Annotated in this window: 10 protein-coding genes; 6 read left to right on the top strand and 4 right to left on the bottom strand. The window is 65.1% G+C overall.

Annotated elements, in window-relative coordinates; all coding sequences use genetic code 11:
- The first annotated feature begins 142 nt into the window (after positions 1-142).
- Together ISP20_RS05840 and ISP20_RS05835 are read left to right on the top strand one after the other, a co-directional pair.
- Positions 143-901 carry a hypothetical protein gene (locus tag ISP20_RS05840; RefSeq protein WP_204635135.1) on the top strand — a complete coding sequence of 253 codons (759 nt, stop codon included), beginning with the start codon at positions 143-145 and terminating at the stop codon, positions 899-901.
- Between the two features lie 14 nt (positions 902-915).
- Positions 916-1,518, top strand: coding sequence for a bactofilin family protein (locus tag ISP20_RS05835; protein ID WP_204635134.1), 603 nt, complete (start codon positions 916-918; stop codon positions 1,516-1,518).
- Between the two features lie 77 nt (positions 1,519-1,595).
- Here ISP20_RS05835 and ISP20_RS05830 read toward each other — a convergent pair whose 3' ends face one another.
- From ISP20_RS05830 to ISP20_RS05815, 4 genes are all read right to left on the bottom strand, one after another.
- The gene (locus ISP20_RS05830; protein WP_204635133.1) at positions 1,596-2,462 is read right to left on the bottom strand and encodes an OmpA family protein; all 867 of its coding nucleotides are present in this window, start codon (positions 2,460-2,462) and stop codon (positions 1,596-1,598) included.
- Between the two features lie 85 nt (positions 2,463-2,547).
- Complete coding sequence (locus ISP20_RS05825; protein WP_204635132.1) at positions 2,548-5,475, bottom strand: ESPR-type extended signal peptide-containing protein; 2,928 nt, start codon at positions 5,473-5,475, stop codon at positions 2,548-2,550.
- 398 nt (positions 5,476-5,873) lie between these two features.
- A complete protein-coding gene (locus tag ISP20_RS05820) occupies positions 5,874-7,283 on the bottom strand; it encodes an aspartate aminotransferase family protein (protein WP_204635131.1) in 1,410 nt (469 codons plus the stop codon).
- Between the two features lie 48 nt (positions 7,284-7,331).
- On the bottom strand, positions 7,332-8,036 hold the full coding sequence (locus ISP20_RS05815) for an MtnX-like HAD-IB family phosphatase (RefSeq protein WP_204635130.1): 705 nt from the start codon (positions 8,034-8,036) through the stop codon (positions 7,332-7,334).
- A 236-nt stretch (positions 8,037-8,272) separates the two neighbouring features.
- On the opposite strand from ISP20_RS05815, the gene ISP20_RS05810 reads away from it, so the two are divergent.
- The 4 genes from ISP20_RS05810 to ISP20_RS05795 are packed head-to-tail and all read left to right on the top strand — an operon-like array spanning position 8,273 to position 12,526.
- Positions 8,273-9,706, top strand: a complete 1,434-nt coding sequence (locus ISP20_RS05810; protein ID WP_239535380.1) for a TolC family protein — start codon at positions 8,273-8,275, stop codon at positions 9,704-9,706.
- Positions 9,706-10,839, top strand: coding sequence for an ABC transporter permease (locus ISP20_RS05805; protein ID WP_204635128.1), 1,134 nt, complete (start codon positions 9,706-9,708; stop codon positions 10,837-10,839). The genes ISP20_RS05810 and ISP20_RS05805 overlap by 1 nt, the downstream gene beginning before the upstream one ends.
- 2 nt (positions 10,840-10,841) lie before the next feature.
- A complete protein-coding gene (locus ISP20_RS05800; protein ID WP_204635127.1) occupies positions 10,842-11,591 on the top strand; it encodes an ABC transporter ATP-binding protein in 750 nt (249 codons plus the stop codon).
- Positions 11,588-12,526 (top strand): efflux RND transporter periplasmic adaptor subunit, encoded by a 939-nt coding sequence (locus ISP20_RS05795; protein ID WP_204635126.1) that lies wholly within the window; start codon positions 11,588-11,590, stop codon positions 12,524-12,526. Before ISP20_RS05800 ends, ISP20_RS05795 begins: the two co-directional genes overlap by 4 nt.
- Positions 12,527-12,531 lie beyond the last annotated feature (5 nt).

Genomic DNA, 12,531 nt, shown 5'->3' with positions numbered 1-12,531 from the left:
GCCTAGCCTCACATGAGGGCATCGGGTGCGGCATCTGATCGCCCATCGCGCCATTGGACGCGGCAATCACCTGCACCGTTGCGGATGAACAAGCCACGCGCCGCCGGAACGTTGGCATGTGTGTCCACCACGACTCCATGCCATGGCCAAGACCAAAGAACGCTCCATTTGGCACCACAGAACGTCGCTCTTCCGCCGCGTCGCCGCCGAATTCGGCCGTGACGAGAAACTGCTTGCCGCGCTTCCCCGACTAGCCCTCTCCGATCCCGATCCCTCGGTACGGCGCGCGGCGCTGTCGCGTTGCGCCGACCTTGCGGCAGCGCAAGAAGCCTCTTATACCGACGGCGATGCCGAAAATCGCGTGTTTGCCCGTGCCCTGTATTTTTCGCTGATGGCCGGCACCCACGAACAAGCCCCGCCGCTCTCCACACGCTTGCGGCTGATGAAGGTACAGAGCGACCGCGCGTTGATCCTGCATGTTTCGATCTATAGCCCGAACAAGAGTCTGCGCGCCGTGGCGCAGCAGAGCCTGGAGCGCGACCGCCACGAGGGAACGCGAGAGGTAACGCCGGATCTCGGCTTCTCCGATCCGATCTTCAACAAGGTCCGCTCTCGCGTCATGCTCCGCCGTGCGATCGTAACCGTCGCCTGCGAAATTGAACGCTCGTTGGGCGTCGCCGACGAGAACGCGGCACTGAAGTGGGCCGACGCGATGGAACGCTTCGTCGGCGACTGGCCGGCCCGCTGGCCGCTGCCTCATTACGTCGCGCGGGCGAGCCGGCTTCTGCAGATCGCACTGTTCAGCGCGCCCAAGCCGCCGCTTGCGCCGCCCAGGCGCAAGGACCTTAGCTTCGCGTCCCCGACATTCAATCTCCCGCCCGGGACCGCCCACAAGACATGACAACCCGAAGCAGCATGTTCAATCGCAAACGCCCCACGTCAGACCATGCCAATGTCGCCACCAGCCTGATCGCTCAAGGCACCTGCATGACCGGTGACATCAGCTTCACCGGCTCCCTGTTCCTCGATGGGCGCATCGACGGCCAGGTCATTGCCACCGAGCCGGGAGCGTTGCTGACGATCGGTGAGCAAGGCGTGGTGCGAGGAAATATCGACGTGCCCGCCGCCGTCGTTCATGGCCACGTATCTGGCGACGTCTACACCACGGAAAGACTCGAACTGGCCAGCTCGGCAAGGATCGCCGGCGATCTCCACTATCGCTCCATCCTGGTAGTGGCCGGCGCGCAGATCAACGGACGAATGCATCACCGTTCGCCGGAAGGCGAAGCAAGCTCGGCATCGGCCATGCCGTCGGACGACTTCGCCGAAGTCGTCGTTTCGGCGGAGATTCGCTCGGAAGAGGTAGCGACCTCTTCCGAGGAGACCACCGAAGCCTTGTCCGCCGCGAAGACGTTCGAGCCGACGAACGACGCGTCGGTGGATGCGCTCAAGCAAACCGCCGTTGCAGCCGAACCCCTGCTGGTCGTTCGGCCGCGCAAGCGCGGAAGGATGCGCTGAGCTGGGACAGTCCCTGATCGACGTTGCCCCGCACAATGGCGGGGCAACGTTTCGACGCATGCGGACTTGTCCGATCCTCAGTTGACGCGAGTCTCGGCCTTCAGCGCAGAGACCAGCACTTCGACGCGGCGGTTCGCGGCGAGACAGGCGATCAACGCGCTGCGCTCGGCCTGGGCGCATTCCGCCACCGGATTGCGCTTGCCGCTGCCTTCGGCCTGAATCAGGCTGCTCTCCACACCGCGAGAGACAAGGTAGTTCTTCACCGTGTCGGCGCGCCGCTGCGAAAGATCATCGTTATAGGCGTCGCTGCCCAAGCGATCGGTGTAGCCGACCACGCGAACACCCTGCACCTGGCCTGCGTGCTGCTGGATACCCTCGGCGAGCCTGTCGAGTTTGGCGCGGCCCTCAGCCGACATGTCCGACGGTCCCGCGCGATCGAATGCGAACAACGCATCCGAACCAAGCGTAAATCGCTCGGTGCTGACGGCTGGCGCCACCACCGCCGGCAATGGCGCCGGAGCCCGTGCAGGCTGCTGGAAGCGCGAACACTCGTCGGGCAGCCAGTAGAAGCGCTGCGCCAGCTTGTCGGTGTCGAACAGAATCTTGAACTGGCACGTCACCACATGATCGCTTTCCACCGGCTCGCGGAAATGGAAGACGTAGTTCCACTCACGCACGCCCCACACACCCTCGCTGAAATGCGGATAGCCGATCAGATCGCTGACCTGTTGCTTGTTGAGGCCCGCATGCATACGGGCGAGGTTGTCGAGGTTGGGGAACGTTCCATCCTTGTGCATCGGGGTGGTGTCGCGAATGGCCGGCCAGTTGATCGAATCCGCGGACTGGCCGTCCTTGTGGACGTTGCGACTGACGTTGCCGCAGGCGGTCAGCGCGAATGCCGCCGCCAGCAGCGCGACTTTGAAGAACTTGATATGGATGCGCATGTTTGTTTGCAGACCTTGATACCGTTGAATACAAAAGCCGTTGATCCCTCTGCCGCGTCGGCAGAGGGATGTCCATGGTTGGCTCTTACCAGGCCACGCCCGCGCCGATGTTTGCGCCGAGACCGTCCTGCTGCGAACCCGTCGCACTGGCCTTGAAGATGTAGCGGCCGCTTTCAGTGATGGTGGAAACGCCCACCGAGATGGCGCTCTGCCCGCGATAGGTGCCGATACCGACGCCCGCGACGCTCCGATTGGGCTGATAGGCCTGGGGAATGCCCGCCGATGCCAACGCGGAGGCCGTGCCGGCATAGGCGCGCTTGCCCATCTGGTTGACCTGCTGGTCGGTGTAGCTCTTCGCCCAGTTCTTCGTGTTGCCCATCGCATCGTTGAGCTGACCCACGTTCACCGCATCCGAAGTGGCCGTACCCGCTTGCACGTTGTGGATGGTGGCGTTGCCACCGCTCGGATTGAGCGTGACCGAGTTGTAGTTGGTCGAGCCATCGCTGTTGGTGTCGTACTGCACGCCGCCAGCCTGAGCCGATTTCAGCTGACTCACGTTGACCGCATCCGTGCCCTGGGTACCGGCAGCCACGTTGGTGATCTGACGCTCGTTGCCCGTCGAACCCATCGACACGGCGTTGGCGCGATCGGCAACCGAGTTGTTGCCAATGGCCACGCTGTTGCTCGCGGTCGCCTGCGAACCGTTGCCCAAGGCAAGACTGTTCTCGCCCGAAGCCGTCGCGCCTGCACCGCCTGCAGCAGAGTTTTTTCCGGTAGGCGTAGGGGCCGGCGTCTTCTGGTCGGCGCTGGTCTGGAACATGCCCGCCTGTCCGGTGCTGATGTTGCTGATGTCGCCGGCGATGTTGTTGACCGTGGTTTCGACCTTGCTTACGCGACCATCCAGCTTGTCGACGGCCTGGTTGGTGGCATAGAGCTGGGAGCCGTTCACGGCATCGGTGCTGTCGGAAGAGAGCACGCCCGCAGCCACGTTGGTGATGGTGCGTTCCTGCCCCGCAGCCCCAACGCTCACCGTGCCCGTCGGACTGCTGCCGGCAAACGTATAGTTGTCGCCGGCGATGGTCGCGCCCGCGGTGCCCTTCACCGCTCCCGTGGTCGAGTTCGTACCCAGCGCCACGCTGTTGCCGGTGCTGGCGCTGGCGTTCTGGCCCAACGCCACGGACGAGGCACCGGCGGCTTTGGCACCCACACCAGCCGCGATGGCATTCGTACCGGTGGCGCCATCGTTGTTGTAGTTGCTGCCTTGTGTACCGCCATCGTTGACGCTGAAATAGTGCGTCTTCGCGCCCTCCACCGTCGTGTTGAGCTGGCTGACGTTCACCGCATCGGCGGGGTCCTCGCCATCGGCGACGTTGGTAATCTTCTTGCCGCCCGCATCGATGCCGTTGATGGTGACGCTGGGGCCACCGGCGATGGTCAGGCCGTTGTTGTTCACCACCGTGTTGCCCATGGTGACGCTGCCGGTATCGCCAAGATCGAGGTTCTTGTTGAGGGTCATCTCGACCTGGCCGTTGTTGTCGGTACCGGTCTGGGTGACGGTGACGTTGTTGTCGCCGGTGAAAGTCACCTTGCCGTTCGGGCCGACTTTGGCGGTGTTGCCGTTCGCATCGGTCACGTTCCAGCCGGCGTTGGCGGCGTCCTGCACCTGCTTCAGCTGCGAGCCGTTGATGGCATCAGTCGACGTGTCGCTGACCTCGCCGGCCGCCAGGTTGGTGATCTTGCTGCCACCTGCATCGATGCCGTTGATGGTGATGCTGGGGCCGCCAGCGATGGTCAGACCGTTGGTGTCCACCGTGGTGTTGCCCGTGGTCACACTGGTGAACACCGGCTTGTCGGTCATCTGCACCTGCAGCACGCCATTGGCGTCCACCTCGGTCCTGAGGTTGTCGCCGGTATACGTGCCCGCCGACGTGCCCTTGCCCTGGATCGACACGGTATCGCCGAGCTTCTTCTGCACCGTGCCGGTGTTGCCGGCGAAGGTCAGCGGCGTGTCGGCGAGATCATCGAGCTGGGACTTGTTCACGGCATCGCTGGGCGCCACGCCGTTGGCGACGTTGGTGATCTTGGTGCCGCCGGTCCTGGTGACCGGATTGTAAGTGGAGCCACCCAGCGTGACGCTGTCGTGCGTGCTGTTGTCATAGAGCACCGCGTCGGCGGTGGCGCCCTTGAGCTGCGCCACGTTCACGGCATCGCTGTCAGCGGTACCTGCAGCGACGCCGGTGATCTGGCGAAACTTGTTGGTCGCGGCATCGCCCACGCTGACCGCGCCAAGTGTGCTCCTGGTGGCGTTGATCGCGGCCGCCTGCGCTGCTGTCGCTGCGGCAGGTACATAGCCTGCGATGCCTGCAGCGGTATTGGCCAGCGACTTGCTGCCGATGGCCACGCCATCAGCGGCGAGCGCCTTGGCACTGTTGCCGAGCGCGGTGGAATTGTCGCCGCTGGCACTGGCGCTGTAACCGGAGGCCAACGCCCTGACTCCGGCCGCATTGGCGCCATAGCCGAACGAAGTGGCACCGGTTCCGGTGGCGCTGCTGGTCGATCCCACAGCGGTCGACATGTCTCCAATGGCTTGCGCGCCAGAACCGATACCCGTCGCCATCAGTCCCGTCGCCACGGAACCGTCACCCATGGCAATCGAGGAATCCCCGGATGCGGTTGCATCGGTTCCGACGGCCAGCGCCGACCTGCCCGATGCGCTGGCATCCACACCAGCCGCCAGCGCGTTCGCACCCGTCGCACCATCGTTGTTGTAGTTGCCGCCCTGTACTCCGCCATCGTTGACGCTGTAATAGCTCGCGATGGTATCCAGGCCACTCTTGAGTGCGGAGACGCCAGCGGACATGGCGGGCGCGGAGAGACCGCCGACCAGCAAGGCGCCCGCGATGGCGAGAGTCAGCTTGGCCGAGCCCGACTTCTGGTGACCCGCGGCCAACTCAGAGACGACAACGAAACATTCTTTCTCGTCATCCCAAACGACATGATAGATTTTGTTCACGACAAGTCCTTCCAGCGGCAACGTAAGAAACCGGCGCCATACTAGAAATCACTTTAAGTAGCGCATATACGCCACTGTCTGAAAAATTATTTTTGCATCGGCAAAGCGTGCGCGAAAAATCTCCGACGTTTCATGGCGTTGGACGGCGCATCAGCAAATGCCTACAAGCAATCGTGCGAATGCCGTCGCTTTGACGAGCGAATCACTGTCATCCCGATGACTGCATTGGCATGACGCGTGCTGACTCGACATCGCCAGCCAGGACAACCTGCAGGCACCGCACAAAAAAATACGGCGATGCATGCGCATCGCCGTTCGTCACACTTCCCCTGCATGGGAACAACTTGAGACAAACCATAAACAGACGCCGCGAGTTGTGATTCGCGGCGTCGTGTTGATTACATCGCCTTCTTTGCCTTGGTCAGCAGCTGATCGAGCAGCGCGATGGCCAGGTCGATTTCTTCGTGCGTGATGTCCAGCGACGGCGCGAAGGTGATCACGTTCTTGTACCAGCCGCCCACGTCGAGCACGAGGCCGATCTTCTTGCCGTTGTGCTCGAGGTCGCCGGCGAGGCCGATGTCGACCATCTTGTCCAGCAGCGCCTTGTTCGGCGTGAAGCCATCGTCGGTGCAGATCTCGGCGCGCATGGCCAGACCGAGGCCGTCGACGTCGCCGATTTCCTTGTGGCGCTTCTGCAGGTCGCGCAGGCCTTCGAGGAAGTGCGCGCCCTTCTTCGGCACGCTGGTCTCGTAGTCCAGCTCGTAACCCATCTTGATCACTTCCAGACCCAGCGCGGTGCCCAGCGGGTTGGAGTTGAACGTCGAGTGGGTGGAGCCCGGCGGGAAGATGGTCGGGTTGATCAGCTCTTCGCGCGCCCACAGGCCCGACAGCGGATTGAGGCCGTTGGTGAGCGCCTTGCCGAACACGATGATGTCCGGCGTCACGCCGAAGTGCTCGATCGACCACAGCTTGCCGGTGCGCCAGAAACCCATCTGGATTTCGTCGACCACCATCAGGATGCCGTACTGGTCGAGCACCTTCTTCAGGTCCTTGAAGAAGTTCATCGGCGGCAACACGTAACCGCCGGTGCCCTGGATCGGCTCGACGTAGAACGCGGCGTACTCAGCCTGATTGACCTTGGGGTCCCACACGCCGTTGTATTCGGTTTCGAACAGGCGGGCGAACTGGCGCACGCAGGCATCGGAATATTCTTCCGGCGTCATGCCCTTCGGGCGACGGAACGGATACGGGAACGGCACGAACATCGCCCGCTCGCCGAAGTGGCCGAAGCGACGACGGTAGCGGTAGCTCGAGGTGATCGACGAAGCGCCCAGCGTGCGGCCGTGGTAACCGCCCTCGAACGCGAACATCAGGCTCTTGCCACCGGTGTAGTTGCGCACCAGCTTGAGCGAGTCTTCCACCGCCTGCGCACCGCCGACGTTGAAGTGCACGCGGCCCTTCAGGCCGAACTTGTTCTGCGCGTCGACCGCGATGGTCTTGGCCAGTTCGATGCGGGTCTGATGCAGATACTGCGAAGCGACCTGCGGCAGCACGTCGATCTGGTTCTTCAGCGTGTCGTTCAGGCGCTTGTTGCCGTAACCGAAGTTCACCGCCGAGTACCACATCTGCAGATCGAGGAAGCGCGTGCCCGCGGTATCGATCATCCAGCTGCCTTCGCCGTGGCGGAAGATCTTCGGCGGATCGACGTAGTGCACGGTGTCGCCAAAGGAGCTCCACTGCGCCTCATCGGCGAGCAGCTGGGCGTCGGGAATCACCACGCCAGCGGCGTTCTTGTCGTAAGCGTTCATCAGGAAATCCGGAATCGATCAGAGTGGGGATGAACGGGCCAGGCCCGTTCAGGGGATCGTGACGGCCAGGGCGGGTTCGCCCGGCGTGTGTTCGGCCAGCAGGCTGCCATCGAGCAGACGGGGCAGCAGCTCCAGCGCATCCTCGAAGCCGGTGATCGGCACGTAGGGGATGCCGGCGGCGCGGCAATGCTCGATCAGGCGATGCTTGGCGAACACGAAATCGACGCGGTCGGCGGCGCAGAAATCCGAGGCGCCGTCGCCGATCAGCAACGTCTTGGTACCCGTCTTGGCGGCCTGGGCCGCCACGGCGCACTTGCAGGTGCCGCTGCGGCAACCGTCGGCCTGGAACGGCGAGGTCAGCTGCCACTGGCGCGGCGGCGTGGCCGGGGCCAGGTGGTTGGCCGCCAGCGGCAGATCGTCCAGGCCGTAACGGCCCAGGATCTTGTGGATGGCGTAGTCGAGGCCGTCGCTCACCACCCGCAGCGGGGTCGACAATTCGCGTGTCTTGGCCACGAAGGCCGGGAACGCGTGGTCGATCCACAGCGAGGAGAGATGCTTGTCCAGCGCTTCCTGGGTCATGTCCAGCAGACCCACCTGCCCGGTCATGCATTCGCGCGAGCCGATGCGGCCGGCACGCCAGTCCTGCTCCAGCGTTTCCCAGCCGGGACGGCCGAAACGGTCGAGCAGGGAGTCGATCACGTCCTCGACGGAAATGGTGCCGTCGAAATCGCAGAGGATGGTCCAGCCTGTCACTCGGTGCAGCTCCGCTAATGCAGTGTGATGACAAGACTAGAAAGACACCCCTTTCGGCCCCCTTTCTTGCCGAAAGAAGCTGCGCAAATGTCTTCATCCAAACAGACTTTCTCGGCCCCGCCATAAGCCAGTTGTAGGGAAGGTCCGGTATCCTTTACCCAGTCCCGGATCGCCGCGTCGATCGAACCCCCAGGAATTTCGTGCTTCATCGTCGAAACAACCCGGATCTGCCGAAAATGGAAGCTGTATCTCGCCGGGATCGTTCTCTGCTCGCCAGCGGCCTGCTGGCGTGTGGACTTGCGCTGCTGGCCGGTTGCTCGGTGGCTCCCCTGCCCGAGCTCAAACCGCCCGTCCCCGAGACCTGGCGCAACGCGCCGACCGGCGTCGCGCCGCCCTCCGCCGACCTGCGCGGCTGGTGGCAGGCGCTGGGCGATCCTGAGCTGGATGCCCTGATCGATCGTGCCCTGCAGAACAACTTGAACGTGGCGGAGGCAGCCGAGCGCCTGCGCGCCGCACGCACGCAGAACCACCACGCCTACGATCCCTATCTGCCCAATGTTCACGGGCGCACCAATGACGTGATCGATCCGGACGCCACCGCCTCTTATTTCGTGGTCGGCTTCGACGCCCTGTGGGAGCTGCCGTTGTTCGGTGCCTGGCAGAGCAGCAAGCGTGCGGCACAAGGGCAGGAGAACGGAGCGGCGGCCGCGTTGCGCGGCGCCCAGGTGTCGCTGGTGGCCGAGGTCAGCCGTCGCTGGATCGAACTGCGCTCGGCCCAGGAACAGGCCCGGCTGCTCACCGCCATCCGCGATGCGCAGCAGGAAAAGTTGCGGCTGGTGCAAGTGCGCGAACAGTTGAAGCTGGCGCCGCCCGTCGAAGTGGCCAAGAGCCAGGCCGAACTGGCCCGCGCCGAAGCCGCGCTGACCGAGCCGCAGCAGGCCATCAACGCCTGCCTGCAGCAGCTGGCCGTACTGATGGGACAGCCCGAACCCGATCCGGCCTGGCTTACGCCCGGCCCGCAACCGCAGCTGGGCGAGTGGCAACTGACCACCGCACCGGCCGACATGCTGCGCGCACGTCCCGAGATCGCCAGCGCGGAAGCCGACGTGCTGCGCGCGGCCGGCGAGCTCGGCCTGAGCCGGGCGGACATCTATCCGCATATCGGTTTGGGCGCATCGCTGCAGTGGTCGACCAATATTCTGTCGAACTATCGCGTGCACACCGGCGAAGCGATCTCCTCGGTCGGCCCGATCATCGACGTGCCACTGTTTGACTGGGGCCAGCGCGTGGCTGCGGCGCATGCCAAGGATCACGAACTCAAGGCCGCCGTGTTTGCGTATCGCCAGGCCGTGCTGCAGGGCGTGGCGGAAGCGGAAACCGCGATGGGCGACCTGGAGCAATCGCGCCTGCGCGAGGACGCCATGCAACGCGCCACCGAGGCGCTGGACAGCAGCACTGCCGCCTTGCGCAAGCGCGCGGAACTTACCCTGGGCAGCAACCTCGACGTGCAGGAAGGCCTGATCGAAAACCAGCGTGCGCAGCTCGAACGCGTGAGTGCCATCGCCGCACGCGATCTCGCCTATGTCTCGCTCTACAAGGCCCTGGGCGGTGCGCCCATGCCCACCCCGCCCGCACCCACCACCGCGCAAGCCGCGGGGGGCGCGGACTGATGGTCGCGCTGGCACGCAAGACACTCGTCTACGAATGGCGCCGCTTCCTGCCCGCGATCCTCGCGGTGGGGTTCGCCGGCCTGCTGCAGTTGCTGCAGGCGGCTCTGGTGCTGGGCATCTTTGGCAGCGCCAGCGTCTACATCACCGGATCGTCGGCGGATTTGTGGGCCGGCTATCCCGGCACGCAGAGCGTGAACCTCGGCCGCTCGATCGACTCGGGCGTGGAAATGCGACTGCGCATGGACCCGGCCGTCACCGCGGTGGAACCGTTCCACTGGGTCGATGCCGACTGGCGCGGACCCAGTGATACCGGCGGTGTATCGGTGTTCGTCTCCGGCATCAATGCACGTCCCGACGGCATGCTGTTCGCCCACGCGCTGCCGCCTGCGCTGCGCGCGCGCTTGAACGAACCCGATGCGGTGATCGTCGACCGTGCCGACCTCGACAGCCTCGGCGTGAAGGTGGGCGACAGCGCCGTCATCAATGGCCATCGCGTGCGCGTGGTGGGCGTGAGCAACGGGCTGCGCGCGCTGGGTGGCGTGAACGTGGTGGCCTCGTTGGCTACCGCGGCCGAACTCGACACCGATCCGTCCAACGCCAACCGCATGACGTATTTCGTGGCGAAGCTGCGCGACCCGGCGACTGCCGACGACATCGCTGCGCGCCTGCGCGGCAATGGCGCGTTCGGCAAGTACGACGTGTGGACCGCACAGGATTTCGCCCGCCGCTCGCAGCTCTACTGGATGTTCGATACCGGCGCCGGCGCCGGCGTGTTGTTCCTCGCCGGCATCGTGTTCCTGGTCGGCGCCGTGATCACCAGCCAGACCCTGGTCGCCGCGGTGATCGGCTCCGTGCGCGAATACGCCACGCTCAACGCGTTGGGTGTCGGCGTCGGTGCGCTGCGCCGCGTGGTGATGGAACAGGCGTTCTGGGTGGGCGCGCTGGGCCTGGTCGGCAGCACCCTGCTCGGCGCCGTCGCGTTGGCCATTGCGCGCAGCCGCAGCGTGCCGGTGGCGCTCGATCCGTGGACCACGCTGGCCTGCCTCGCGCTGGGCATGGGCCTGGCCATCGTCTCCGGCCTGGCCGCCATGCGCAGTCTGCGCCGCGCCGATCCCGCCACGTTGCTGAGGTAAGGATGAGCGCTCAGCCCCATGCCATGCCTACCGTGTCGTTGCAGGCCCGCAACGTCACCAAGTCGTTCTCCTCCGGACCGATTCACCACACCGTGCTGCACGACCTCACCCTGGACGTGCACGCCGGCGAACTCACCCTCATTTCCGGTCCGTCCGGCTGCGGCAAGAGCACCCTGCTCGCAATCCTGAGCGGCCTGCAGGCTGCCGACAGCGGTCAGGTGATGGCGCTGGGCGAGGACCTGGGCGTGCTCGGCATGCGCGAGCTGGAACGCTTCCGTCTCCTGCACACCGGTTTCGTCTTCCAGGGTTTCAACCTGTTTCCCGCGTTGAATGCGGTGGAACAGGTGGAACTGCCGCTGAGCTACCTCGGCCTTGCGCCCGGCGAAGCGCGACGCCGCGCCGTGGCATCGCTGGAAGAAGTGGGGCTGGGCCCGCGCATGGGCCTGCGCCCGTCCGAACTTTCCGGCGGCGAAAAGCAGCGCGTGGCCATCGCCCGCGCACTCGCCAAGGAACCAGGCCTGTTGTTTGCCGACGAGCCCACCAGCGCGCTCGATGCGGCCAACGGCCAGATCATCATCGACATCCTGCACCGCATTGCCCGCGACCACGGCACCACGGTGCTGTGCGTCAGCCACGATCCGCGACTGGTGGGCCACGCCGATCGCGTGCTCGCCATGGAAGATGGCCGTATCCTTAGCGACCGTGTGCCCTCTCCGACCTCGACGTCAGGCCACCAGGAACCTGCTGCATGACCTTGCGCCCGCTTCATTCCCTGCTCGCTCTGGTGCTGCTGGCGCCCGTGCTGGTCGCCTGTTCGCATGACGACAGCGGCAAGTCGAGCGCATCCTCTGCGCCTACCGCCACGTACGCGGCGGTGGCACGCGGGCGCGTCGATATCGAAGGCGGCCTGCTCAAGCTGAGCATGCCGCGCGAAGGCGTGGTGGCCGAGATCAAGGTGCGCGAAGGCGATCACGTGAAGAAGGGCCAGGTCCTGGCCGTACTGGATACCAAACCGGCACAGCTCGCCGTGAGCGCGGCCGAGGCCGAGCAAAAGCAGGCCCGGGCCCAGGGCAATCTGCTCGAAGCACGATTGAAAGCGGCACAGCAGCGCGCCACCCGACTGCAGGCGGCCGCAGCCGCTGGTGCCGGCGATGGCCAGAGCGCCGACGACGCCAAGGACGCCGCCACCCAACTGCAAGGCGAACTCGACAATGCGCGCGCTGCCGACGCCATGGCGGGACAGAAGCTGGAAGCCGCGCGCTACGAACTGGCGCAGCGCAGCCTGCTCGCGCCGGTGGATGCGCAGATCGTCGAGCGCGACATCCAGCCCGGCGCCACGGTGTCGCCGCAAGGCGGCGTGGCCTTCGTGCTGCTGCCGGAAGGCGCCCGCATCGTGCGTGCCGAACTCAACGAATCGTTCGTCAGCGCCGTGCACGACGGCATGCATGCGCAAGTCGTGGACGACAGCGGCAGCGGCGTGCCCACGCTCAGCGCGCACGTGCAACGCATCGGCACCGTGTTCGGTCCCAGCGCGCTGGAAGAAGATCCGCTGATCCGCGCCAACACGCGCACGGTCGAATGCGTGCTGGTGTTCGACGAAACGCCGCCGCCGTCGCTGCGCATCGGCCAGCGCGTGATCGTGCAATTTGGCGACAACACGGGTGCGCGCGCCAAACCCGGCGCGTGATGACG

Origin of the sequence: Dyella kyungheensis, from assembly GCF_016905005.1 — a bacterium.
GTDB lineage: Bacteria > Pseudomonadota > Gammaproteobacteria > Xanthomonadales > Rhodanobacteraceae > Dyella > Dyella kyungheensis.
Note: the sequence above shows the minus strand (reverse complement) of the source record. Positions and strands in the feature narration are given on the sequence as shown.

Bases quoted from the DNA above. Each gene is read 5' to 3' on its own strand.
- ISP20_RS05795 (WP_204635126.1), top strand. From the start codon at position 11,588: ATGACCTTGCGCCCGCTTCATTCCCTGCTCGCTCTGGTGCTGCTGGCG.
- ISP20_RS05810 (WP_239535380.1), top strand. From the start codon at position 8,273: ATGGAAGCTGTATCTCGCCGGGATCGTTCTCTGCTCGCCAGCGGCCTG.
- ISP20_RS05835 (WP_204635134.1), top strand. From the start codon at position 916: ATGTTCAATCGCAAACGCCCCACGTCAGACCATGCCAATGTCGCCACC.
- ISP20_RS05840 (WP_204635135.1), top strand. From the start codon at position 143: ATGGCCAAGACCAAAGAACGCTCCATTTGGCACCACAGAACGTCGCTC.
- ISP20_RS05805 (WP_204635128.1), top strand. From the start codon at position 9,706: ATGGTCGCGCTGGCACGCAAGACACTCGTCTACGAATGGCGCCGCTTC.
- ISP20_RS05830 (WP_204635133.1), bottom strand. From the start codon at position 2,462: ATGCGCATCCATATCAAGTTCTTCAAAGTCGCGCTGCTGGCGGCGGCA.
- ISP20_RS05800 (WP_204635127.1), top strand. From the start codon at position 10,842: ATGAGCGCTCAGCCCCATGCCATGCCTACCGTGTCGTTGCAGGCCCGC.
- ISP20_RS05820 (WP_204635131.1), bottom strand. From the start codon at position 7,283: ATGAACGCTTACGACAAGAACGCCGCTGGCGTGGTGATTCCCGACGCC.